We start from the raw sequence: 24,952 nt of genomic DNA on the forward strand, positions 1-24,952 counted from the left end.
ATGTTTAAATCATTAAAAAGATCTGTTTTAGCAGCTTCATTATTAGTAGCCAGCCCACTGGCATTGGCAAACTTACACTTTTTGGTACCAGGTGGCCCAGGTGGCGGTTGGGATACCACAGCACGTGGTGTCGGTGAAGCAATGGTGAAAGCGGGCATTGAAGACAATGCATCGTTTCAGAATATGTCGGGCGGCGGCGGTGGCCGTGCAATTGCTTACTTAATTGAGTCGGGCACTAAAAAAGGCGATATGTTGATGGTTAACTCAACGCCTATCGTTCTGCGTGCATTATCAGGCAAAATTCCTTACAGCTATCGCGATTTAACGCCAGTTGCCAGCATGATTGCTGATTATGGTGCATTTGTGGTGCGCAATGACTCGCCATTTAAAACATGGCAAGACGTTATTGATGCCATGAAAAAAGACCCAGGCTCTGTAAAAGTAGCAGGTGGCTCTGCGCGCGGTAGCATGGATCACTTAGTGGCTGCACAAGCGGTGAAAGCGGCGGGGCTTGATGGTCGTCGATTACGTTACATTCCTTACGATGCCGGTGGTAAAGCGAAAGCTGGTTTATTGTCGGGTGAGGTCAACTTACTTTCAACAGGCTTAAGTGAAGCACTCGAAGTCGCTAATGGTGGTCAGGCACGTATTTTAGCGGTGACTTCTGCAGATAAATTGCCAGATTACCCAGCAATTCCAACCTTAAAGTCGCTAGGTTACGACATGGAGTTCGTAAACTGGCGCGGCTTTTTTGCAACCCCAGATTTACCAGCAGACAAACTTGCCGAGTACACAGAAAAGCTACGTAAGTTGCAACAAACCCCTGAATGGGAAGCGGTTCGTGCCCGCAATGGGTGGCTAAATCTATTTCAAGAAAAAGAAGCGTTTATTAAATCGCTTGAGCAGCAAGAAGCGCAATTACGTGTTGTAATGAAAGAACTTGGTTTTATCCGAGGCTAAGGTTAGACGATGTTAAACCGTGAACTAATTGGACCAAGTTTATTCTTGGTCCTCTTTACCCTCTACGCCCTAGTGGCTTGGCAAATTCCACTTATGCCATTTGAAGAGTACGAAAGCGTTACTTCTGCAACCTTACCAAAAGTGTATGCAGTATTTGGTATCGTGGTGTGTGTACTATCAATTGGTGCCAACTTATTAAAGCAAGCGCCTGCAGAAAAAGCAGAGCTACTCAGTAAGGGCAACTTACTACGTACCTTTGCACTGCTGGTTTTAATGGTTGCTTATAGCGCCATGCTTGAACCGTTCGGCTTTTTAATTGCCACCAGTGCATTTTTAATTACGGGCTTTTTTATCATGGGCGAACGCCGTAAGGCAGTGTTGTTGTTTGCTTCTGTGCCTGTGGCCGTGGTTTTTTGGTTTTTAATGACACAAGTACTGGGCATTTACTTAGTACCTGGCAATTTGTGGAGTTAAGTTATGCTTGATGGAATTATGTTAGGTTTGTCGACCGTACTCGACTGGAACAACTTGTTATATGTGATTATTGGCTGCTTTGTTGGCACGTTCATCGGTATGCTACCTGGGCTTGGTCCAATTACTGCGATTGCGTTGATGATCCCGATCACTTACAGCATTGGTGCTGATTCGGGCATGATTTTAATGGCGGGTGTTTACTACGGTGCTATATTCGGTGGCTCTACTTCTTCTATTTTAATTAATGCGCCGGGCGTGGCGGGTACAGTAGCGTCATCGTTTGATGGTTACCCGCTAGCAAAACAAGGTAAGGCAGGTAAAGCCCTTGCTATTGCAGCTTATTCATCCTTTATAGGCGGGACGATTGGCGCCATTTTATTGATGGTGGCAGCGCCATTATTAGCGAAAGTGTCATTAAGCTTTCAATCGCCTGATTATGTTGTACTGATGTTTTTAGGCTTAACAGCCATTGCCGCATTCTCTAATAAAGGGCAATTTTTAAAAGCTATGATGATGACGGTATTTGGTTTAATGCTGGCTACAATTGGTATTGATCCCTCTTCAGGTACCGAGCGCTTTACCTTTGGCCAAGCTGATTTATTAGATGGAATTAGCTTTTTATTGGTGGCAATGGCAACGTTCGCGCTGGCAGAGGCACTGATTAATGTGGCGCGCCCTGAAGCTGAGCCAGATAAAAAAATTGATGATCCTGATACGCCAAAAATTGGTTCAACAAAACTGACTAAAGAAGAAGTAAAAGACATGGCACCTGTGGTTGGTCGCTCATCTTTACTTGGTTTTATTGTCGGTGTTTTACCGGGCGCAGGGGCAACGATTGCCAGCTTTATGGCCTATGCTACTGAGCGTAACCTTGCTCCAAAAGCACTGAAAGATAAATTTGGTAAGGGCTCAATGCGTGGCTTGGCTGCACCTGAGTCGGCTAATAATGCCGCCTGTACGGGCTCATTTGTACCATTGCTGACTTTAGGTATTCCGGGCTCTGGTACGACAGCGATTATGTTAGGTGCATTAATTGCCTACGGTATTCAGCCGGGCCCTATGTTAATGCAAGAAAACCCAAGCGTGTTTTGGGCAGTTATTGTCAGTATGTACTTTGGCAATATTGTACTGCTTATTTTGAATCTGCCACTGATCCCGTATTTCGCTAAAGTGCTGGCAATGCCTAAATCTGTGCTGACAGTGATGATTTTATTCTTCAGCTTAATTGGCGTGTATTTAGTGTCATTTAACACCTTTGATTTATTTATGATGGTGGGCTTTGCGCTGGTGGCTTTGGTACTTCGATTGTTAGCTTTCCCGATGGCGCCTTTATTACTTGGCTTTATCCTCGGTGATATGATTGAGCGGAATTTCCGCCGTGCCATGATGATTTCAGATGGCTCGCTGAGCTTTTTATGGGACCGCCCATTAACACTGAGTATTTTTGTGATTTCGATCTTAGTGTTGTTGTTCCCACTGAAAGACTATATTGTCCAACGTCGTAAAGACAAAGCAGCTACGCAAGCAGAGCAACATGCGTAGAACAAGGCACTGATATGAGATACACCAATAAGCTAAACCCATTTCAGCATGTGGTTAAAAAACCAAAGCGCTTAGAAACGCGACTCATCATTTGGGTTACCGGTCTATGTGTTTTGCAAGCTGTGTTGTTTGGCGCTTTGGTGTATCAGATCACTGCAGAAAGCTTGCATAGCCACATGGGTGATAAAGCACTTTCGCTAGCAACCAGTATTGCCTCACGAGATGACGTGCAAAATGCATTACAAACCAAGCAAGGGCTTGATGAGTTAAATACGCAAATAGAGCATATTCGTGAACTAACCGCAGCTAGCTTTATTGTTATCGGTGATAGGAATACCCGCCGTATTGTTCATCCCGACTCAGATAAGCTGGGTAAACCTATGGTGGGCGGTGATAGTAAAGCGGCGCTACGTGGTGAGCGGTATGTATCGATTGCAAAAGGGAGTTTGGGTGAGTCTATCCGTGGCAAAGTCCCCGTGCTTTCAGAGCAGGGTGAAGTGATAGGACTGGTTTCGGTTGGCTTTTTAGTGCAATCAATTGAACCGCTTATTCGTGCTCGTAGTGCTGAAATCATGCTCTGGGGTTTGTTGTTAGTGGGTTTGAGCATTTTGGCTGCGGTGTATATTGGTCAACGAGTTCGTAACGCTATTTTTGGTTTACAACCTGACGAAATAGCAAGGCTGTTCTCTGAGCAAGATGCTATTTTGAATACCGTTCGTAGTGGCATTATCGCCCTCGATCCTGAAGGTAACGTACGTAACTTAAACCAGCGTGCTTGCGAAATCCTCGGTAAACCGACCAGCTGTATCCATCAGCCACTTAAGCTTGAAGATTTGCTTCCTGAACATGCTGAATTTTTAATGCATAACCAACAGCGTCCGATTGTTGGTTTTGAATTATTTGCTGCTGATAAACGCATTGTGTTGTCGCGATATGCATTGCAAGTGCAAGGTGAGGCTGATGGTATTTTGCTGAGTATGCGCCCTGCGGATGAGCTTGAATATTTATCGCAGCAATTAACCAAAGTACAAGCTTTTGCTGAGTTATTACGAGTGCAAACGCATGATTACTCGAACAAGCTAAACTTAATTGGTGCGTTAATTCAGATGGGGCAAACGGATCAGGCGATTGAGTTAATTGGTCAAGAAAGTAAAGGCTCGCAAGCGCAGATCCATCATTTACTCGAAAGGATCCAAGATCCGGTACTAGCAGGTTTATTGGTTGGTAAATACCATAAAGCCCGTGAATTAAACGTGATACTTGAGCTTAATCCAGATAGCTTATTAGGATCGATCACCCGTAAAGATATGCTTGAACGGGTTGTCTCGATACTTGGCAATTTGATTGATAACGCAATTGAAGCTGCTATTCGAGCTAGCGATACACGTACCCCTAAGGTTCGTGTTACGGTTGACGAAACCAGTAAAACATTATTGTTTGATGTTGAAGACAGCGGCTTTGGTTTAGGCGATGACAAGGATGTGATATTCACACCACAATACAGTTCTAAGTCAGGGGCAGAGCATGGTATTGGCCTTTATTTAGTTAAAACCAACTTAGATTCGTGTCGTGGTAGTTTAGAAATAGGTGAGTCTGATCTGATGGGGGCACGTTTAAGTGTTTACATTCCAAAATAATAAAAAATGATCAGCCTATAAATAAAAGGTAAAGAACATGACTTACTCAGTTGTCATTGTTGAAGACGAAGTAGAAGTAGCCCAATTATTGGCGCAATACTTATTACTTCCTCATGGCGTTGCTGGCCAGCAAGGGGCACGGCAAACACTGCGTCAGGGGCAATATCAGGTTGTGGGTATTGCAGGCAATCTTGCCACAGCGAAAGCGCTGTTATCGGCAATTAATGCTGATTTAATTTTGCTAGATATTCATTTACCTGATGGCAATGGTCTTGATTTACTCAATGAACTACGCCGCGAAGAAATGAAAAGCGAAGTAATGCTGCTAACTGCAGCAAAAGAAGTAGAAACACTTGAAAAAGCTATGCAGCTTGGTGCCTGTGATTTCTTGGTTAAACCATTAATGCTAAATCGCTTAGATCAAGCGCTGGCAAGATTTGAAGCGAGACAACAATGTTTGTTGGGTGCTGATGAAGTTACCCAGTCAATGGTTGATACTTTATTTGGATCGCAAGAACAATTAAAAGCGCCAGTTAGGTTACCAAAAGGGGTGGATCAGCTCACTTTGCAAAAGATCTTAAAAGCTTTTAAAGCGAATATTGGCACGGCTTTTACTGCTCAGCAAATGGGTGATTTAGTGGGGGTTAGTCGCTCAACAGCCCGTCGTTATCTGGAATATCTGCTTGAGGCTGAGCAAGTCAGTGCTGATCAGAGCTACGGAAGTATTGGCCGCCCCGAGCGCTGTTACAAAATGACAAACAGCTAATTGCATCATTTATCGGGTAAATTACCGTTCAATTAACGATTTTAGTCATATAAATTCATTAATCGGCACGATAAAAAGTGCCGCTTATCCTGAGCATAGAAAAATTTTATAAAATTGATTGCATTTTAAGCGACTTCGATGGTGATGTTCGCTTTAAGTAATGCTATACTCCCGCCGAATAATTTTTCGACTTTATTAAGAGTAAAATAATGGCAGATTTATCGAAGTACAGAAATATTGGTATTTTCGCCCACGTTGACGCGGGTAAAACTACCACCACTGAGCGTATCCTTAAGCTTACGGGTAAAATTCATAAGACTGGTGAGGTACACGACGGTGAGTCTACGACTGACTTCATGGAACAAGAAGCTGAGCGCGGTATTACAATCCAATCAGCAGCTGTAACTTGTGAGTGGAAAGGCCACCGCTTAAACGTTATCGATACTCCGGGACACGTTGACTTCACAGTAGAAGTATACCGTTCACTTAAAGTATTAGACGGTGGTATCGGTGTATTCTGTGGTTCTGGTGGTGTTGAGCCACAGTCAGAAACTAACTGGCGTTATGCGAACGAATCAGAAGTTGCACGTGTAATCTTCGTAAACAAACTAGACCGTATGGGTGCTGACTTCTACCGTGTAGTTGGTCAAGTTGAAAAAGTACTTGGTGCTAACCCACTAGTTATGACTTTACCAATTGGTATCGAAGACCAATTCTGTGGTGTTGTAGACGTACTTGAGAAAAAAGCATACGTTTGGGACGAGACAGGTCTTCCTGAAAACTACGAAGTACAAGACGTTCCAGCTGACATGGTAGACAAAGTTGAAGAGTACCATGAGATGTTAGTTGAGTCTGCTGTTGAGCAAGACGACGACCTAATGGAAGCGTACATGGAAGGTGAAATGCCTTCACTAGAGCAAATCAAAGCGTGTATCCGTAAAGGTACTCGTGACCTTGCTTTCTTCCCAACTTTCTGTGGTTCTGCATTCAAAAACAAAGGTATGCAATTAGTACTAGACGCGGTTGTAGATTACCTACCTGCGCCTACAGAAGTTGATCCACAACCTCTAACTGATCCTGAAACAGGTGAGCCTACTGGTGAAGTTGCAACTGTTGATGCAGATGCGCCACTTAAAGCGTTAGCGTTCAAGATCATGGACGACCGTTTCGGTGCACTTACGTTCATCCGTATCTACGCTGGTCGTATGAAAAAAGGTGACACAGTACTTAACTCTGCAACTGGTAAAACAGAGCGTATCGGCCGTATGGTTGAGATGCAAGCTGACGAGCGTACTGAGCTTACTGAAGCACAAGCGGGTGACATCATCGCTGTTGTTGGTATGAAGAACGTTCAAACTGGTCACACTCTATGTGATCCTAAGCACGAATGTACTCTTGAAGCGATGATCTTCCCTGATCCAGTTATCTCAATCGCTGTTGCTCCTAAAGACAAAGGCGGTAACGAGAAGATGGGTATCGCGATCGGTAAGATGGTTGCAGAAGATCCTTCATTCCAAGTTGAAACTGACGAAGATTCAGGCGAAACCATCCTTAAAGGTATGGGTGAGCTTCACTTAGATATCAAAGTAGATATCCTTAAGCGTACTTACGGCGTAGACCTAATCGTTGGTCAACCTCAGGTTGCTTACCGTGAAACTATCACGAAAGAAATCGAAGATAGCTACACGCACAAGAAACAATCTGGTGGTTCTGGTCAATTCGGTAAGATCGATTACCGCATCAAGCCAGGTGAGCCTAACTCAGGTTTCACATTCACGTCTTCAGTTGTTGGTGGTAACGTTCCTAAGGAATTCTGGCCTGCAGTTGAGAAAGGCTTCGCATCAATGATGCAAGAAGGTGTTCTAGCTGGCTTCCCAGTGTTAGACGTTGAAGTTGAACTTTTCGACGGTGCTTTCCACGCAGTTGACTCATCAGCAATCGCGTTCGAAATCGCTGCTAAAGGAGCTTTCCGTCAGTCTATCCCTAAAGCGGGCGCACAACTTCTTGAGCCAATCATGAAAGTTGACGTGTTCACTCCAGAAGACAACGTGGGTGACGTAATCGGTGACCTTAACCGTCGTCGTGGTATGATCAAAGACCAAGAAGCAGGCGCAATGGGCGTTCGCATCAAGGGTGAAGTACCACTTTCAGAAATGTTCGGTTACATCGGTCACTTACGTACTATCACGTCTGGTCGTGGTCAGTTCTCTATGGAGTTCTCACACTACGCACCATGTCCACAGAACGTAGCTGAAACTGTAATCGCTGCAGAAAAAGAGAAAAAAGCTGCTAAGTAATTAGCCTTTTAACTTCTTTAAAAAAACCCGCACTTGTTGCGGGTTTTTTATTTCCTCAAAATCGATCACTTAATTAAGTGAATTGGTATTAACCTTTTATTCAGTCCTTCTTGATTATTGTATCCACCACAATTCACCCTTTAGTTGTTATTTTTGTTTTTCGTTGATTCTAAAGTGTGGGTTGGTGTTTTTTAATATTATTTTCATACAAAATTAATGTTGAGATAAAAGACAGTACTTTTAGGGAGTTGCACTCTAAAAGTAGAAAGACGCAGGCTAAGTCGTTTTTATTCACTTGTGTACCTATTTTGACCTGTGTAGAATTGCAAAACCAACCTGTTTTTTAGTTATTTTGTATTAATTTTCACCTTTTAACTATCAATTAAAGATTTATACTCATGAAAACGATTAAGTTAGGTCCGAATTGGATTTTACAAGGAAGCACGATCGCACTGGCTATACTTATTGCATTGATAAGCAGTTTTTTTGATGCTTCGTTATTAATTTTTATATTACCTGTGTTGCTTTTTTTTCCGGTATTGAGCTTGTTAGGGATGCGTTTTTTGTATTGTTACAATGCGGGAATATGCTATTCACTGGGCATAGGCAAGCGTTATATCAATGCTGAAGACATCAAGGGTGTAGAGTTTAAATCAACGACCTTTATGACAATATTTAAGGTTTTTCTTGAGAATGGTAAAACATATAGCTTTTTTAATTGGCAAATCGATGAGCAGCAACAGAGCGCAATAACGGCTCTCTACCAACCAGATGAGCAACGTAAAGAAGCAATTTAAGCACTTTTTTACTCCATTAAAAAATTAAAAAGGCCGCAAAAGCGGCCTTTTTAGTTATTGATTTTGCTGTCTATTTTTTCATGCGACGGCGTAATACAAATGGTAAAGAAAGTAAGCTTAACCAAGCAAATGAACCTGAATCATTATCTTTCGGCTGTTCTTCAACTTCGTCAGGAGTATCATCTGCTTCATCGTTAGTGATATTGATGTTAAGTTGCTGCTCTTGTGACAAGTTACCCGCGCTATCTTCAGCACGAACCATGAGTGTTAATGTATCCTGTTGTTCGTAATCAAGTACTTTAGCTACGGTGATTTCACCTGTTGCGCTGATTGCGATTGCATCAGCATGCTCACCAGTAATATTAAAGCTTACAACAGGTGTGTAATCAGCATCACCATCAGAGAATACAAGTTGTCCAATAACAGTACCTACCTCGCTATTTTCAACAATATTAAACGTTTGGTTTGCCTCGATTACAGGCGCCTGCTCTGCAGGAATAGACTCTGCAGATTTAATATCAACAATCACAGGATCATGGTCTGATGCACGGTATGCGTTATCAGCATAAAGACCAGCTTGCTGTGTTGAAGACTTAAATTCAAGGTTATAGTCTAGGCTGATTGGTTCGTCCGCATTAATGTGCCAATCTGTCGCCGCAACGACTTTGCCAAGTAATGACTCAGATACTAGCGCGTGGTCAAGGCTACCAATTCTGCCAGAGAAGCTATAAGAGTAACCTAAGGTGTCGCCGTCTAATTCAGCAACTGCACTCTTAAGGCCTTTATCTGCAAATGCACGGATTGGATCTTCCATTGCATAAGCGTTCATATCACCTACTAAGATGATGTCTTCATCTTCAATGTCAGTTGGGTAAGTCGCTAACCAATCGGCATACGCATTGGCACCTGCAACACGGATTTCATTCCAACATGCTTGGCCATCACCTAAGTCAGCATTGTTGCCCTCAGCGCTGCCACAGCCACCTTTAGATTTTAAGTGTGCAACTGCAACCGTGAAGATTTCTTCGCTTTCAAGCGATTGGAAGCTTTGTGCAATTGGCGGGCGATTGCTGTAATCGAAAGGTGCTACTGTGGTATGAGCAGCCTTACCAACTTCAGTTACTTTATTTGAGCGATAAATCAGTGCTGTTGTGATTGCATCAGTACCAATTTGATCAACTTCAAAGTCCACAAAAGCGTAACTATTTTCTGTATCTTCATCATTGAGTGCTGCAACGAGGGTGGCGATAGCACTGTTTTCACCGAAACCATCGTTTTCGATTTCCATTAAACCGATTACATCCGCCTGAATAGCAGTGATTGCGCTAACGATTTTCGCTTGCTGACGAATAAACTCTTCTTCGCTGTCTGCTCCACGGCTTGTTGGGAAGCCACCGCCTTGACCGTCGCCATTAAAGTAGTTTAATACGTTAAAGCTAGCTACTCGTAAATCAGCATCTTCTGCAAGCTCTGGTGCATCTGTACGCGGGTTTGATGCAATAAACTCAGGTTGTACTGTCGGGTGAATACGGTAACGGTCGAAGCTGTAGCCCATCACACCGGTAATAGTATTAACAGTGTCACCTAAACGTAATGTGTTATAGGCATCAAGACCAGTGCCAGGATAGGCAATTGGGTCAAGATTTTGTTTTGTTGAACCATCATCAAGTAAGATTTGTTTTTTCAGGTTTTCAGTTTCAACAGCATTGGCTGCATCGCCTGGCAGCGCAACTTGAGTACCTTGGTATAAACGTTCAGTACCTAAGTCAACTTCACCATAGCGACCAAGACCGTAGTTGTTATTAACCACGAGAGGTTGCGCTATGGTAACTAACATACCTTCGTAAGCTTCAAGGTCTGCAACGTTGGCAACTGGCAGAGTGATAGCGGTTGCATCGGTAGATAAACCTGTCGCACAGATCTCTACTTGGCTAACATCGCCTAGCTGTGTTGCGCTGAAGTATTCAGCCACGCTACCTTTAACACGTACGTGGTCACCAACAGCAACGTCGGTATCTGCGAAATAAACGAATACACCTTCAGAGGTAAGTGGGTTTGTATCAACATCAGCAGCCAGTGAGCTAATGAAGAAACCTTTTAGTTGCTCATCACCTTGGAAGTCAGCTGTAACAACACCTTCAACTTCGACCTCAGTGTTAATTAGTGGGCTATCACCCCCTTCACCTTGAATTGCGCTAATTAGCGTTTTTGTTGCGCCACACTCAAGTGGTGTTACTGGATCGGGTTCAGGTGTTGGCTCTGTGCTATCACCGTATAAACCAATATTGCTGAAATCGTCTTGGTCGAATTGTTGCCACTCATCGCTTGGATTGAATGCTGATGTTGCATCAGTACGACCCGTGGTCACGCTTGCTTTACGGCGTAGAGTTTTATTTTGTGTAGAAACGCCGCCTTCATTCCATGCTGAACCTGGATCAACACCTAGTTGGCCAAAGCTATCAACAATTGCGCCGTCTTTAGTAAGAACTAATGCATCATCACCGTTGAAATAAGTGATTGTTGATTCGGTATTGCCTTTTGCTTTTAATTCATCTGCAGAGCTTGGGTTTACGATAACGTAAGTCGCATTTGCAGCAAGTGTACCAGTTAAATCTAAGGTGTTATTAGGAGCACTAAGATCGCCGTTACCATTTGAGTATAAAGAAATGGTGTAACCATCAAGCGATAGTTCTGCACCTGAGGTGTTGTATAGTTCTACCGCTTTATTGTTAGAACTTCCTTCAACGTATTCAGAGATGATTAGGTTAGCTGAAGCCGGCGCGCTCAGGCTTGCAATTACAAGCGCGAGCGGCGTCAATTTAGTCTTTATCATTGTTTTTCCCGTGTATGTAAGTTAATAGTCCCAAAATGGGACACATACTTTAAGGAAAATCTATGACAAATTAAATACAAATTGTTAATAAAACGGTAATAGTTGTACCGTTTTATATATCTAACTTAGCGTTGGTTGTTTTTCAACCATTGGGCTGCTTGTTTAGCAAAGTAAGTAAGAATGCCATCGGCGCCAGCACGTTTAAATGCTAATAACGACTCCATGATTATTGCTTCTTCTGCAAGCCAGCCGTTATCAATAGCCGCTTTATGCATGGCATATTCACCGCTCACTTGATAAGCAAATGTTGGTACGCCAAACTCGTCTTTCACACGACGTACAACATCTAAATATGGCATGCCAGGTTTAACCATAACCATATCTGCACCTTCTTGTAGATCTAACGCTACTTCACGAATAGCTTCATCTGAATTTGCTGGATCCATTTGATAGGTTTTTTTGTCGGCACCTTTTAAATTACCTGCTGAGCCTACCGCATCACGGAATGGTCCATAATAGCTTGAAGCGTATTTAGCAGAGTAAGCCATAATGCGAGTATGGATATGGCCTTCGGCTTCTAATGCTTCACGAATTGCACCGATGCGACCATCCATCATGTCTGAAGGTGCAACTACATCAGCGCCTGCTTCAGCATGTGACAATGCTTGCTTAACTAAAATTTCAGTTGTTACATCGTTAATCACATAACCATTTTCATCAATGATGCCATCCTGACCATGCACGGTGAAAGGGTCAAGCGCAACATCAGTGATCACACCAAGTTCAGGAAATGCTTCTTTTAATGCACGTACTGTTCGCTGTGCTAATGCATCAGGGTTATAGGCTTCTTCTGCAAGTAAAGACTTTTTATCGCTTGGTGTAACAGGGAAAATAGCAATAGCAGGAACACCTAATTCAACGAGTTCTTTTGCTTCTTCAAGTAGTAAATCGATAGAAAGACGTTCAATGCCAGGCATAGACTCAATAGCTTCACGGCGGTTTTTACCTTCTAACACAAATACAGGAAAAATAAGATCATTAACGGTTAGTTGGTGTTCAGCCATTAAGCGACGAGAGAAACTATCACGACGCATGCGACGCATACGTGTATAAGGGAAAAGGTCGAGTCCTGATTGGGCCATTCGTTGTGTACTCCTAGTCTGGTAGAGGATAACTCACTACCCGATTACGCCCTGTTTGCTTGGCATGATATAAGGCTTTATCGGCATAGTCAGTAAATAAACTTGGATGATTGATGTCATCAGCTATTGCACTGTAAACACCTGCGCTTAAAGTAAATTTGAGCGTTGTTCCGGCCACTATTATATCAGCATTCTCAGCCGAATTGCGTATTTGTTCAGCAATTTCTATGGCTCCATCAAGTGGAGTATTGGGTAAAAGTACTACAAATTCTTCACCGCCATAACGAGCAACTTCATCAAGTGGCCGTTTTAAATGTGCTTTGATGATATTGGCAGCTGCTTGAATTGTTTGATCACCGGTTAAATGGCCATAAGTATCATTAATTGCTTTAAAATGATCGATATCGAACATGATAATGGCCAATGGCGTTTGTTCTCGGCGAGAGCGACGAACATCCATTAGTAGTTTCTTATCAAAGTAACGGCGGTTTTTGGTTTTAGTCAGCGCATCTTCCATATTGAGCTGTTCAAGTTCGCGGTTTTTCTCCTCAAGCTCGCGCAGAGTGACTTGTAGCTCGAAAGTACGTTCTTCAATATTAGCTTCTAGATTTTGTCGTGCTTGTTCTTGAAGCTCTAAGCGTTCTTGCATCAGGATATCTTGTGCTTTACTTTGCGCCAAAGCTGTCTGTTGTGCGGCTACTTCTGCATCACGTTGCATTATAAAAAGCTTTATAACAGCATAGCTCAAACTTAAGCTGCAAATTAAAAAGAAAATGAAGATCAGAGATTGCTCATTGATATATAAATTAAATGGATTAAATACAGCAAATGCACTGTAAATAATGGCAGAACAAAATGCTAATAGGCCAATAATAAAGGCAATACATGGCTGTTTATAGTCGCGATTAAACTGCTTAATTGCTATCGCTGTGAAGGCAAATAGCAGAATAGGTAAGCTTAATAAGCATAGCGAAATTGCAACATAAACAGGTAAAAGCCATAACACGAAAGTGGTGGCAACAACACTCCATGCAAACCAATTTTGCACGCGGCTTAAGCGAGTCTTTTCTGCACCAAAAATGTAACGTTGTAAGGGGACAAACAGTGCACAGCAAATAAAAAACAAGCTTGGAATTGTTAATTGCTGAAATGATGCCCCACTAGGTTGCAGGTAACGATAGCCAAAGCCATAAAGGTAGGCGAGTGATAGCCATAACAACATCAGCAAAAAGCCAGTATAGGCAAAATAGCTGCGCCTTGAAAAACCATAAAGCACTAAATTAGTGATTGCTAAAGAGAGAATAAAACCCACCAGTAAACCATAAAGTAAATTGAATTTACTCTTATGTTTTAGGTACTCAGAGGGTTCCCACAGACTTAAAGGCACTCTTAGGCCGCCGTTATTTTTAACTCTTAAATAAACAACTGAATGACTTGCTTTAGGAAGCGTCAAAGACACGAGGAGTGATTCATTCTTAATTTGTCGATTTTCTAAAGGAAGTGCATCACCAATTCGCGTGCTGAATTTGACATGATCACCTTGCAGGTGAAATACACTCACTTCGTCTAGTAACGGGTTATCAATAGATAAAATCAGCGGCAAGTCATGTAACGATGTATTTTCAATTGGCAGCTTTAGCCACAAAGGACTTAAGTTCATACCTAGGTTGAGCGTTTTGCCATGGTTAGTTTGCCAAGACACGTTATGATTCGTTAATGCTTGTTGCTTTGTTATGGGATCAAGCGTGTACTCAACATTTAGCGAATGAAGAGACTTAAAGTGTGGGCCAACGGTAATCGAGTTAGCCAGCAAGTAGGGAGTAAAAAAAACAACGAAGAGTAAGCCACATAGTGACCATAGGCGCTTCATCTTAACCCTTAGTGGTAAATAATTGCTGAAAGTTTAGTGTAGTGTGTTTTGCGACATCAGTAAATTCACAGCCTTTTAAATCAGCAATTTGCTGACATATATAAGGAAGGTTCTGAGGCTCATTGCGGCGCGACTTAGGCTTTGGTCTGATATTTCGAGGTATTAAGAAAGGGGAGTCTGTTTCTATCAGTAATCGTTCGAGAGGAATAGCAGGAATGAGTGCCTGTAATTGCTCGCCTCTTCGTTCATCACAGACCCAACCCGTAACACCAATATAAAGCCCCAACGCTAGGTAATTCTGTAATGCAGTTTCATCACCTGTAAAGCAGTGTAGTACGCCTCGGACCTTATGTTCGTTCAAGATTGCAAGCATATCTTCACTGGCATCTCGCTCATGCAGGTATACCGGCATATCTAGCTGCTCAGCCAGTTGAAGTTGTCGCCTAAATACATTGCGTTGAATATCTCGAGGAGAGAAATCACGATTATAATCAAGGCCACACTCACCTATAGCCACAACTTCATTATGTTGACTAAGGGAAATTAACTGCTCTTCCAGCCGATCATCTGCGGTTTTTGCATCGTGGGGGTGAACTCCTGCTGTGCTAAGCTGCGAAAATTGCTTAGCAAGGCTCAGAGAAGCTTGGCTGCTTTGTAAATCGCAGCCAATCAATAGCATTTGTGTTACACCGGCATCGCTTGCACGTTGTAACACTTCTTGGTGACGGTCATCAAACTGATGATTGCTAAGGTTGACACCTGCATCAACCAGTTGAATGTTCATTAATCTGTTCGTTTAACGCGAATCGAGCGGTTTTGACCTTCAATCCTTAATAAGAATGAATTGAAGACACCACGCTCAATAATTACAGTTTCATTAACTTTCAGTTTTATTTTATCAGAGCCGATTTGACGCCATTGTTGACCATTTTCAAGTTCGATGATTAGCTCGCCATAAGGCGCTGTTTTTACGCTTTTAACGATGGCGTTAATTTGATCATCGTTTACTTTTGCAACTTCTTTATGTTCTAAACCAAAGTCTTCATTTTTTGTTTTTACAATTTGCTCGCTTTGTTTAGTTGCAACTGTTGCTGCGGCCTCAGTAGTCGCAGTGGTAGCTGCACTAGCGGCAGAGCTCATTTTAGGCTGCTCAATTTGTTGCTTTTTTACCGGCTTAGATAGCGACTTACCTGCCATTACATTGTCGTAACAAAGTAAACGGTTAAAGTCGTTTTCAACAAAAGTACAGGCTTGTAATGCCTGTAAGTTAACCTCGTTTGCTTGGGCAGTACCAGCAATTGTTAGAAGAGCGACGAAAGGGATGAGTTGTTTTTTCATTTTATTCCTCTGATTCCTGTTGAGGTTTGGCGGTATAAAATGCAGCCAAAATTAAGCCTAATTCAAATAGTAACAGCATAGGTAATGCTAGTAATGTTTGTGACAATACATCGGGTGGTGTTAAGAACATAGCAATCACAAATACACCTACCACGATATAAGGCCGTTTTTCTTTTAAACTTTTCGTTGTTGTTGCGCCACTCCAGCATAACAGCATGATGGCAACAGGTATTTCAAACGCAATACCAAAAGCAAAAAACAGTTTTAAAGCAAAACTTAAATAGCTACTAATATCAGGCGCTAATGTAATCATATCAGGGCCAGTACTAGTGAAAAACCCTAAAATAATCGGTAACACCACAAAGTAGCAAAATGCGATACCACTATAAAATAGCAAGATGCTAGAGGCCAAAATAGGCATGAGCATACGCTTTTCATGTTGATACAAGCCTGGTGCTATAAAACTCCAAACTTGATGCAGTATCATAGGAATAGCAGCAAATAACGCCACAAATAAAGTAAGTTTAAACGGTGCAATAAAGGGAGATGTAACATCCGTTGCGATCATGGTGGCAGTGCTAGGCAAATTTGCAATAAGTGGTGCTGCAATAAAATCATAAATATCGTTGGCAAAGTACACCAAGCTAATAAATATAATCAAAATGCTTAACAAAGCTTTCATGAGTCGATTTCGTAACTCAATTAAGTGGCCAACAAAGCCTGTGTGAGCTTGCTCGGTCATAGTTTACTATTCATCATCGTTGTTATTGACCACAAAAACAGAGTTTAAATTCACTTTTTTTCGTCATTATTATTAGTTTCTGCTTTTTCAGGCGTGTCTTTTTTGTAACTGTGGGTGACTGACTGAGCAGCCTTTTGAAGTTCGTTTACAGAGTCTTGCAGCTCTGGTGACAGTTCTTGCAAGTTTTGTTGCTCTGCTTTTTTTAAATTTTCGTGAAGCTCATGGATACGGAGTTCTTCGTTCACTTCAGCTTTCACTGAGTTGGCGACTGACTTTAACGTTTTTATCCAGCGGCTTACTGTACGAATTGCCACAGGCAAACGCTCAGGGCCTAATACAATTAGACCCACGATCAGTACGACAACAAGTTCCCACATCCCCATGTTGATTAAGCCTTATGGTCGTCTTTGCTTTTCTCTACGGTTTCTTTGCTTTGCGTGTTAGAAGCTTGTTCTATTTTCTCGCTTTTAGCGTTAGCTTGGTCATCATCAGACACCGCTTTTTTAAAGCCCTTTACTGCGCTACCTAAATCACCGCCGATGCCACGAAGTTTTTTTGTGCCAAATAGCAACACGATGATTGCCAAAATAATGATTAATTGCCAAATACTGATACCACCAAAACCCATGGGTTACTCCGTTTTTATCAAATTTATTGAATAGACTTGTTTCGATTATACTCACCAAAACATAAATAGCACTTAGTTTATGCGCTACGCCATGCTGCAATAAAGCCTGCTACAGCAAGGCCTGCCGTAATTGCACTGGCGACTAGGTCATGCTGTAAATAACATAAGCCTGAAACAATCAAACAGCTACCAGCAAAGATACTTAGTAACAAAGGCTTAGCTGATTGCGGTGCTGGCAATTGTACAGGTTGTTGTTGACGTTTTAAGTTTTGATAAATTAAATCTGGTAATTCGGGCATTTTTTCTGCCCAAAATGGCAAATTCGCATACATTTTTTTCATTACAGCAAGCGGACCAACTTGTTCTTTGACCCAATCTTCTAGAAAAGGTTTAGCGGTTTTCCATAAATCAAGCTGCGGATACAGTTGTCTGCCAAGGCCTTCAACATACAACAGCGTCTTTTGTAGTAACACTAATTGTGGTTGAACCTGCATATTAAAGCGACGAGCCGTATTAAACAGGTTGACTAACACATGACCAAAAGAAATTTCTGCCAGTGGTTTATTGAAAATTGGCTCACATACGGTACGAATCGCAAATTCAAACTCTTCAATGCTGGTATCGGCGGGTACCCAGCCAGAATCAACGTGCAGTTGCGCTACTTGGCGGTAATCACGATTGAAAAAGGCAATAAAGTTTTCTGCTAAATAACGCTTATCTTCGCGATTAAGGGTGCCTACAATACCGCAATCAATGCCGATGTATTTTGGGTTGTGTGGGTTTTCACGAGACACGAAGATATTACCCGGGTGCATATCTGCATGGAAAAAACTGTCACGGAAAACTTGCGTGAAAAACACTTCGACACCGCGTTCAGCCAGCAGCTGCATATTGGTATTTTGTGCAAGCAGTGCGTCGGTATCTGACACCGGAATACCGTAAATACGCTCCATAACTAATACGTTATTACGGCTAAAATCGCTGTAAACAAAAGGAATGTAGAGTGATTCAGAATCTTCAAAGTTACGGCGTAGCTGAATCGCATTCGCCCCCTCGCGCATTAAGTCGAGCTCATCCAGCAAGGTTTTTTTGTATTCGTTTACGACCTCGATAGGGCGCAAACGTTTTGCTTCTTTTAATAATTTAGCAACTAAGCGTGCGACTTTTTGCATTAGCATTAAGTCGGCATCAATTTGCTCTTTAATATTTGGGCGAATGACCTTAATGACAACATCTTGAGGTGCGCCATGCTCATCAATTAAGGTTGCTGTGTGAACTTGAGCAATCGAAGCTGATGCCAGAGGTGTTTGCGAAAAGTCACTAAACAACTCACTGATATCATTGATACCCAGTGCTTTTTCGATAAGTTGCTGAGCAAGCTCACCTTCAAATGGTTCAACCTGATCTTGAAGTAATGCAAGCTCTAACGCGACATCATGAGGGAGTAAATCACGGCGTGTCGATAGCATTTGCCCAAACTTGATCCACACCGGGCCAAGTTCTTGCAAAGCAAGTCGAAGGCGCATACCAGCAGGTTTATCTTTATGCTGGTTACGTAACCAAAATAAGCTGCCACGGGCGAGCTTTGCAAACCAAGGCACTCTTTTTCGCGGAATTAATTCGTCTAAGCCATAGCTCAGTAGCGTTTTTGTGATGCAATAAAGACGAGCAGACGACACACAAGTTCCTTAGCGCATTAGCGTGACTGTAACAGCGCGTTAATTCGCATCTCTAATTGAGATACTTGGCTTTTTAATTGGCGATTTTGCTGTTTGAATTCAGCAAGTTCTAGTGGGTGAATCGTCACCGCTAGCTCATCTTGGCAAAGCGCTGTTAAGGTATTTTCTAGCTTACTTTTTGTTTGTAGCCCACGGTGTTTTAAGGCTTGTAAAGAGAGCCATAGTTGCTGCGCTGGGGCATCGCCAATATAACGAGAAAAGTGTTCAGGCCAGTCAATATTAAGCTCTGCAAACGCATTGCTAAAGCCTTGCGCAAGATTTAAATCGCCTTGTAAATCGAGTTTATCTTGGCGAATTAGCTGGGTAAGCATTGATGGATCTTTAAGGGCCAACAAGGTGTTGATATCGGCGCTAATCATGCAGTCAAAACTGCGCTCTTGCGTACTGTATAAGTGAATTTGCTCGTCGCTGTAAACGCACAAAATGGACTGTTGCCAATCGCGTATTTCAATTAAAAGTTGCTTGTCAGCAATGCTGGCAAGCTTGTTTTTAACAGCGGGATCTAATTGCAACACATGATTAATAATGCGTTCTACAAGTGACAACAGAGCGTTAGCTAACATCACATTACCTGCTTAGGTTTAATATTTAAAACCACGGTGTAAAGCAACAATACCACCCGTTAGATTTTGATAAGTGGTTTGTTCAAAGCCGGCATCTTCCATCATAGCCTTTAACGTTTCTTGATCTGGGTGCATACGGATTGATTCAGCAAGATACTGATAAGATTCGCTGTCATTCGCTACCAGTTCACCCATTTTAGGTAAGATATTGAATGAGTAAAAGTCATACGCTTTGCTCAGCACTTCATGCTCAGGCTTAGAAAACTCAAGCACTAGCAAGCGACCGCCAGGCTTAAGGATGCGGTACATTGAACGTAATGCTTTATCTTTATCGGTGACATTACGTAGCCCAAATGCAATCGTGATTAAGTCAAAGCTATTATCTGGAAATGGCAATGCTTCTGCATTCATTTGCACGTATTCAATATTGCCTACGCGACCTAAGTTGCGAAGTTTTTCGCGACCAACTTTGAGCATTGAAGAGTTAATATCGCCTAAGATAACTTGACCGGTTTCGCCAACTAACTGACTAAATTTAGCGGTTAAATCGCCAGTACCGCCTGCAAGGTCTAATACGTAGTGGCCTTTACGAACACCTGAACTTGCAATAGTTTGGCGTTTCCATAAACGATGAATACCGAATGACATTAAGTCATTCATAACGTCATATTTTGCTGCGACTGAGTGAAATACATCAGCAACCATCGATGCTTTGTCGTTTTCAGCAACGGTTTTATAGCCAAAATGCGTGGTCTTTTCTTGATTCTCGTTCATGATTAATCTCTATCGTGGCAATAAAGACTAGTGTACTTGATTGTAGCTATGGGGTGCAATTTGATTATAACTAAATCATCAGATTAGCGTTGTATTTAATGACTTAGAACAGGATTAGATGTTATTGACCTGCAATATAGCTACTCTGACCCAATGATTTTGCTTTTGCTGCTGCTAATGAGGCTTTTCGTGCTAGGTAATTAAAATCATTACCTTCTTCGTGCTTTGCTATACCCAAAGCGAGCGTGATAGCAGGTAATTTGGTGCCATTTTTTGAACTAACAAAACGCAGCTTTTCAACACCATTACGTACTTTTTCAGCGATTAAATTTGCTGTTTCAGGCTCAATGTCAGCAAGAAGGATAGTAAATTCATCTTTACCAGTACGACCCGGTAAACCGCTCTCTAATACATATTTTTGAACTTGTTTGGCAACTTTACTCAAAATCACTTCACCAATCACATCACCATAGTTGCTTATAAAGTGATCAAGGTTTTCAATTTGAATTGATATGGCACACACCGCCTTGTTTTGCCCAATCCATAATTGCGTTTGCTGATTTAAGTAATGGCGTTTATATAATCCGGTTTGTGGATCAGTGATGTGTTGTTTACGAAGTTGAGTGAGCTGTTTTTGGGTTTTTTCTTGGAGTGATTTAGCTTTTGCGATTTCTTGTTTAAATTGTCGGTGCTGATTTAGTAATACTTCAGACTGCTTGCTAAGCATTTTCAGTGCGTGGCGAGTTTGCTCTAGGTTGTTTTCATCTATGGCATGCACGCAATCAGTAACTTGATCAGCAAAGCGGATCATGTTTTGCTCATTCGTATTCGCATTACGAGATAATGAGTTTATAACGGAGTCGACATTACGAACAATTGCTGTATTCATTTTATAGCCTTGTTCCATAAAATCGAAATACAGTTGTTCTACGTAAACGCTGTCGATTGTTTTCTTTTGAGCAATAGCACGGTCTATTGCGGTATTGAGTTTTTGGTTAGCTTGGCTGACATAGGTATAAACGACGTGGTAGTTAAGTGGTGACGGCGGTAATGAATGATGTTCTAAAAAGATACATACCTTCGTCATTTTTTCTTGAGCAATAGCCATGGAATCATGGAACATCATTTTTCAATACCACTAAATACGCATATCAACTAATTAATCATCTTGTCCCTAAAGTGCATTTGCTTCCAAGCATAAATACTGAGTCTACAGTAATCTTTAATCAGTCTATTTAAAAGCAAAATTGCCAAATTTGGAACTTAAATTTGTTTTGTTTGGGTCTATTAGCTGATTTTCTCTACAACTTTGCCATGTATAAGCATAAATTGTTTAAAGCTTGTTCATTCGTTGCGTTTGTTGGGCGTTTATTTGAGCGTAATTAATCTGAGCTTGGTCGCATTTGCTTGGGTTTTAATCTGAGCTGAGCTAATTTAGCTGCACAGATCAAAACGAATAAGAAAGTTATGAAACACTCATTATCGCAAACTGTAAATCGATCGCTAATTGCTGTTGCGTTAGCTTGCACTTTAAGTGCCTGTCAGGTTACCAAAATTGACGCTGATCAGCAGTTTAATCAAGTTGCAGAAGAAATTGTTAACTATCGTCAAAGTATTAGCCCTTATGGAAAGGAAAATGGCGTTGACGGTTATTTACTGGAAAACTTGTCGGCTGAATTTTTAGAGAAAAAGTACAAAAAGAATACTCAATTACTTGCCGAGCTAGACGCTATCGACCGTAATAAATTATCGGAAGAAAATCGCATTAACCTGACTATTTTGCGTGGCCAAGTGCAAAATAGTGTCGATGAATATGTGTTTAATGCGCACTATATGCCGCTGACTTCTGAGTACGGTTTTCACTCTAGCTTATCATTTATGATTTCCAGCTCAGATTACACTAAAGCAAAAGATTACCAGCTTTATCTTGCAAAATTGCAGCAAATTCCCCGCTATTTCACACAAAATATCGGTTGGATGCGCAAAGGGCTTGAGGTGGGGCTAACTCAACCTAAAGCTGTGTTAGAAGGCTATCAAGACTCAATCACGGCTTATATTGTTGATGATGCTACTAAGTCTGAATTCTACAAACCATTTTTAAATAACACTGCGGGCCTGAGCGATAGCGAATTTGCAGCTCTACAAAAGCAAGCGCAAACCATTATTAAAGAGCAGGTTATTCCAGCTTATCAAGGTTACTTAACCTTCTTTAATAATGAATATCAACCGGGTGCACGTACAGAAATTGGTATTTCAAGTACGCCAAACGGTAAAGCGTTTTACGAAAATCGCGCAAGGTACTACACCACCACAGATATGACGCCAAAAGAAATTCATGAGTTGGGTTTACAAGAAGTCGCGCGTATTCGTGCAGAAATGGAAAAAATTATTGAGCAAGTAGGCTTTGAAGGCTCGTTTGCTGATTTTGTCCACTTTTTACGTACTGATCCGCAATTTTACGCAAAAACACCTGAAGAGCTACTAAAAGAAGCGTCTTACATTGCCAAGAAAATGGATGCGCAGTTACCTAAGTTGTTCCACACCTTGCCGAGAATGCCGTATGGTGTTGCACCGGTGCCAGCGAGCATAGCTCCAAAATATACAACGGGGCGTTACTCTGGGTCTCGTCGTGATGACCAAGCAGGTTACTACTGGGTTAATACCTATGCGTTAGATAAGCGCCCGTTGTATGTACTTGAAGCATTAACTTTGCACGAAGCTGTACCAGGGCATCATTTACAAATTTCACTTAATGCTGAGCTTGAGTCATTGCCAAGTTATCGCCGTAATGCATATTTGTCGGCATTTGGTGAAGGTTGGGGCCTATATTCGGAGTTTTTAGGTATCGAAGCGGGCTTTTATCAAGACCCATACAGTGATTTTGGTCGTTTGACTTATGAAATGTGGCGTGCAGCACGTTTAGTGGTTGATACAGGTATGCATATGTATGGCTGGAGCCGCGAACGCGCAATGCAGTTTATGAGCGAAAACACCGCGCTTTCATTGCATAACGTGAAGACCGAAACTGACCGTTATATTTCATGGCCTGCACAAGCGTTGTCATACAAAATTGGTGAGCTAACCATTAAACGTTTACGCCACGAAGCTGAGCAAGCACTTGGTCAAGATTTCGATATTCGTGAATTTCACCATCAAATATTACGACATGGCTCAGTGCCAATGTCAGTGCTCGAAGAGCAAATTCAACTTTACATTAAAGCTGAATTAGCCAAACGAGCAGCATAGCAGATGAGAAAGGCGTGATTTACATCACGCCTTTTTAATGTAACTCATTTTATAAAATACGAATTATCTTAACGCCTTTGCTGTTTCTCTTTGGGTATTATTTTTTAATCAACCCATAAGAGAAAGCTAAATGGACATTATTCTAAAGACTCGCCGGTTATTTATATGTTTAATAGCGGTATTCATTTTTCAAAATTCAGCTATCTCACATGAAGTGCTTACACCAAAAGACGCCGTAGCTGAATTACTCAAAGCAATGCAAGATAATAATGCTGAACAAATTCGTGAAGCGTTTGCTGACAATGCAAGCCAAGAGTATGAACGTTGGTATAAGCGTAAAAATAGTGGTGATAGATTCAAAAGCTGGCTTGAATCAGACATTATTAATGTTCATGGCCAAGTAATTGAAACTGCATTAAAAGTGTCAGGTAATCAAGTCGTTGTCACTGGTACTTATAAAAACAATGATGGTTACTCCAGCCCTGCAAATTTTTTATTGGTGGTAGAGCAGGGTAAGATTGTTAGCTGGACAATGCGGTACGATTAACTAGTAATCTTAGTGTTGAAACTTGAGTTGTGTAATGTGCTAACGGCCTCTTTCATTTTATCAATAAACACCTTAATTTTTTGTGGTGTGTAAGGTTGCTTTTTATACACTGCATGTGATGAGTAACTTTTTAACTGATAATCTGTTAGCAGAGGAGTGAGCTGTCTTTTGTGGATAGCCTCTGAGAAAAACCAAAGTGGTCCAAGGTGAATACCTGCGCCATTTATGACTAGGTCTCTCACCGCAGACGCACTATTAACTGTAAAATTACTGTGCATTTTAATATGTGGAAAACGAGTAAAATTAAGGTATTCAATATCGCTTTTTGCTTGTTTCTGCGAATAAAAAATAAAATTGTGTTGTTCAAGATCCATTGGATTCAATGGTATACCAAATTTCTCTAAATACTGCTGGCTCGCAACCAGAACTCTGGGGATTTCTCCAAGTTTTCTGGCAATAAGCTGCGAGTTGGCTAACTCACCAATTCTAACCGCAACGTCAATTTTATTGCTAAATAAGTTCTCGAAATCACTACCAAGGAATAATTCAAAATTCAAGTCAGGGTATTGCTTTTGCATTGCCCTACAAACTGGGACGACAAATTGCGATCCAAAGTCGACGGGCGCTCCGATTCTTAAAGTCCCATTTACTTTATTTATACTATTCGAGATTTCTTCGTCTAATGCTTGTTGAGCATCAAGGATATCTTTTAGTCGTTCATAATAAGTTTGTCCTTGCTCTGTGGGAGTAGTACGAATAGTTGAACGATTAAGTAATTTTACCCCTAATTGCTTCTCTAATGCGGCAATTTTACGGCTGATAGAGGAAGATTCTACCCCCAATTGTATTGCGGCGCTCTTAATGCTACCGGCTTCTACAACTCGAATAAACAGTGACTTAGCATCGTGCATTTAGTTAATTGCATTTTTGACAATCAGTAATTGCATATTCACCCAATTCCCGCACTTTATTCAATTGGATAAAGTAATGAATTGAGAATAGGTACGCCTAATCCAATTTAGGTTACTTTCTGACTTTTATATGAATTACTTAAAGG

General features: G+C 41.5%; 22 protein-coding genes. 9 read left to right on the top strand and 13 right to left on the bottom strand.

Going from position 1 to position 24,952, the window contains the following annotated elements:
• From NH454_RS10785 to NH454_RS10815, 7 genes are all read left to right on the top strand, one after another.
• Positions 1-960 carry a tripartite tricarboxylate transporter substrate-binding protein gene (locus NH454_RS10785; RefSeq protein WP_054552553.1) on the top strand — a complete coding sequence of 320 codons (960 nt, stop codon included), beginning with the start codon at positions 1-3 and terminating at the stop codon, positions 958-960.
• Positions 961-969: 9 nt separating this feature from the next.
• Positions 970-1,434, top strand: coding sequence for a tripartite tricarboxylate transporter TctB family protein (locus NH454_RS10790; protein ID WP_054562934.1), 465 nt, complete (start codon positions 970-972; stop codon positions 1,432-1,434).
• A gap of 3 nt (positions 1,435-1,437) precedes the next feature.
• Complete coding sequence (locus tag NH454_RS10795) at positions 1,438-2,976, top strand: tripartite tricarboxylate transporter permease (RefSeq protein ID WP_235383361.1); 1,539 nt, start codon at positions 1,438-1,440, stop codon at positions 2,974-2,976.
• 14 nt (positions 2,977-2,990) lie between these two features.
• A complete protein-coding gene (locus NH454_RS10800) occupies positions 2,991-4,613 on the top strand; it encodes a sensor histidine kinase (protein WP_253039056.1) in 1,623 nt (540 codons plus the stop codon).
• 37 nt (positions 4,614-4,650) lie between these two features.
• Positions 4,651-5,379 carry a response regulator gene (locus NH454_RS10805; RefSeq protein WP_135922982.1) on the top strand — a complete coding sequence of 243 codons (729 nt, stop codon included), beginning with the start codon at positions 4,651-4,653 and terminating at the stop codon, positions 5,377-5,379.
• 209 nt (positions 5,380-5,588) lie between these two features.
• Positions 5,589-7,676 carry an elongation factor G gene (gene fusA / locus NH454_RS10810; RefSeq protein WP_135922981.1) on the top strand — a complete coding sequence of 696 codons (2,088 nt, stop codon included), beginning with the start codon at positions 5,589-5,591 and terminating at the stop codon, positions 7,674-7,676.
• 398 nt (positions 7,677-8,074) lie between these two features.
• Positions 8,075-8,473, top strand: coding sequence for a hypothetical protein (locus tag NH454_RS10815; RefSeq protein ID WP_135922980.1), 399 nt, complete (start codon positions 8,075-8,077; stop codon positions 8,471-8,473).
• 70 nt (positions 8,474-8,543) lie between these two features.
• On the opposite strand, the gene NH454_RS10820 is transcribed toward NH454_RS10815, so the two are convergent.
• The 12 genes from NH454_RS10820 to NH454_RS10875 all read right to left on the bottom strand — a co-directional run bounded on the left by NH454_RS10820 (position 8,544) and on the right by NH454_RS10875 (position 21,210).
• Positions 8,544-11,306: an ExeM/NucH family extracellular endonuclease gene (locus NH454_RS10820; RefSeq protein WP_253039058.1), complete on the bottom strand. Its 2,763-nt coding sequence runs from the start codon at positions 11,304-11,306 to the stop codon at positions 8,544-8,546.
• Positions 11,307-11,431: 125 nt separating this feature from the next.
• Complete coding sequence (gene hemB, locus NH454_RS10825) at positions 11,432-12,448, bottom strand: porphobilinogen synthase (protein ID WP_135922978.1); 1,017 nt, start codon at positions 12,446-12,448, stop codon at positions 11,432-11,434.
• 13 nt (positions 12,449-12,461) lie between these two features.
• The gene (locus NH454_RS10830; protein ID WP_138558116.1) at positions 12,462-14,318 is read right to left on the bottom strand and encodes a diguanylate cyclase; all 1,857 of its coding nucleotides are present in this window, start codon (positions 14,316-14,318) and stop codon (positions 12,462-12,464) included.
• Between the two features lies 1 nt (position 14,319).
• Complete coding sequence (locus tag NH454_RS10835) at positions 14,320-15,102, bottom strand: TatD family hydrolase (protein WP_135922976.1); 783 nt, start codon at positions 15,100-15,102, stop codon at positions 14,320-14,322.
• Positions 15,102-15,656 carry a hypothetical protein gene (locus tag NH454_RS10840; RefSeq protein WP_135922975.1) on the bottom strand — a complete coding sequence of 185 codons (555 nt, stop codon included), beginning with the start codon at positions 15,654-15,656 and terminating at the stop codon, positions 15,102-15,104. The genes NH454_RS10835 and NH454_RS10840 overlap by 1 nt, the downstream gene beginning before the upstream one ends.
• Position 15,657: 1 nt before the next feature.
• Entirely contained in the window at positions 15,658-16,398 is a 741-nt protein-coding gene (gene tatC, locus NH454_RS10845; protein WP_235383734.1) for a twin-arginine translocase subunit TatC, read from the bottom strand.
• Between the two features lie 50 nt (positions 16,399-16,448).
• The gene (gene tatB / locus NH454_RS10850) at positions 16,449-16,781 is read right to left on the bottom strand and encodes a Sec-independent protein translocase protein TatB (RefSeq protein ID WP_135922973.1); all 333 of its coding nucleotides are present in this window, start codon (positions 16,779-16,781) and stop codon (positions 16,449-16,451) included.
• Positions 16,782-16,786: 5 nt separating this feature from the next.
• A complete protein-coding gene (gene tatA, locus NH454_RS10855) occupies positions 16,787-17,026 on the bottom strand; it encodes a twin-arginine translocase TatA/TatE family subunit (protein ID WP_135922972.1) in 240 nt (79 codons plus the stop codon).
• A 77-nt stretch (positions 17,027-17,103) separates the two neighbouring features.
• Positions 17,104-18,705, bottom strand: a complete 1,602-nt coding sequence (gene ubiB, locus NH454_RS10860; protein WP_253039059.1) for a ubiquinone biosynthesis regulatory protein kinase UbiB — start codon at positions 18,703-18,705, stop codon at positions 17,104-17,106.
• Between the two features lie 17 nt (positions 18,706-18,722).
• Positions 18,723-19,328 carry an SCP2 sterol-binding domain-containing protein gene (locus NH454_RS10865; protein WP_253039061.1) on the bottom strand — a complete coding sequence of 202 codons (606 nt, stop codon included), beginning with the start codon at positions 19,326-19,328 and terminating at the stop codon, positions 18,723-18,725.
• 18 nt (positions 19,329-19,346) lie between these two features.
• Complete coding sequence (gene ubiE / locus NH454_RS10870) at positions 19,347-20,102, bottom strand: bifunctional demethylmenaquinone methyltransferase/2-methoxy-6-polyprenyl-1,4-benzoquinol methylase UbiE (RefSeq protein WP_135922969.1); 756 nt, start codon at positions 20,100-20,102, stop codon at positions 19,347-19,349.
• Positions 20,103-20,223: 121 nt separating this feature from the next.
• Positions 20,224-21,210, bottom strand: coding sequence for a GGDEF domain-containing protein (locus tag NH454_RS10875; RefSeq protein WP_135926202.1), 987 nt, complete (start codon positions 21,208-21,210; stop codon positions 20,224-20,226).
• Positions 21,211-21,569: 359 nt separating this feature from the next.
• Here NH454_RS10875 and NH454_RS10880 point away from each other — a divergent pair, with 359 nt between their 5' ends.
• Together NH454_RS10880 and NH454_RS10885 are read left to right on the top strand one after the other, a co-directional pair.
• Positions 21,570-23,348, top strand: a complete 1,779-nt coding sequence (locus tag NH454_RS10880) for a DUF885 domain-containing protein (RefSeq protein ID WP_253039062.1) — start codon at positions 21,570-21,572, stop codon at positions 23,346-23,348.
• Between the two features lie 130 nt (positions 23,349-23,478).
• Positions 23,479-23,895: a nuclear transport factor 2 family protein gene (locus tag NH454_RS10885; protein ID WP_135922967.1), complete on the top strand. Its 417-nt coding sequence runs from the start codon at positions 23,479-23,481 to the stop codon at positions 23,893-23,895.
• On the opposite strand, the gene NH454_RS10890 is transcribed toward NH454_RS10885, so the two are convergent.
• Positions 23,892-24,806, bottom strand: coding sequence for a LysR family transcriptional regulator (locus NH454_RS10890; protein WP_135922966.1), 915 nt, complete (start codon positions 24,804-24,806; stop codon positions 23,892-23,894). The two genes, NH454_RS10885 and NH454_RS10890, sit on opposite strands and share 4 nt — an antisense overlap.
• Positions 24,807-24,952: the final 146 nt, after the last annotated feature.

The sequence above is a fragment of the Pseudoalteromonas sp. Ps84H-4 genome (assembly GCF_024124645.1).
GTDB classification, from domain to species: Bacteria; Pseudomonadota; Gammaproteobacteria; order Enterobacterales; family Alteromonadaceae; genus Pseudoalteromonas; species Pseudoalteromonas lipolytica_C.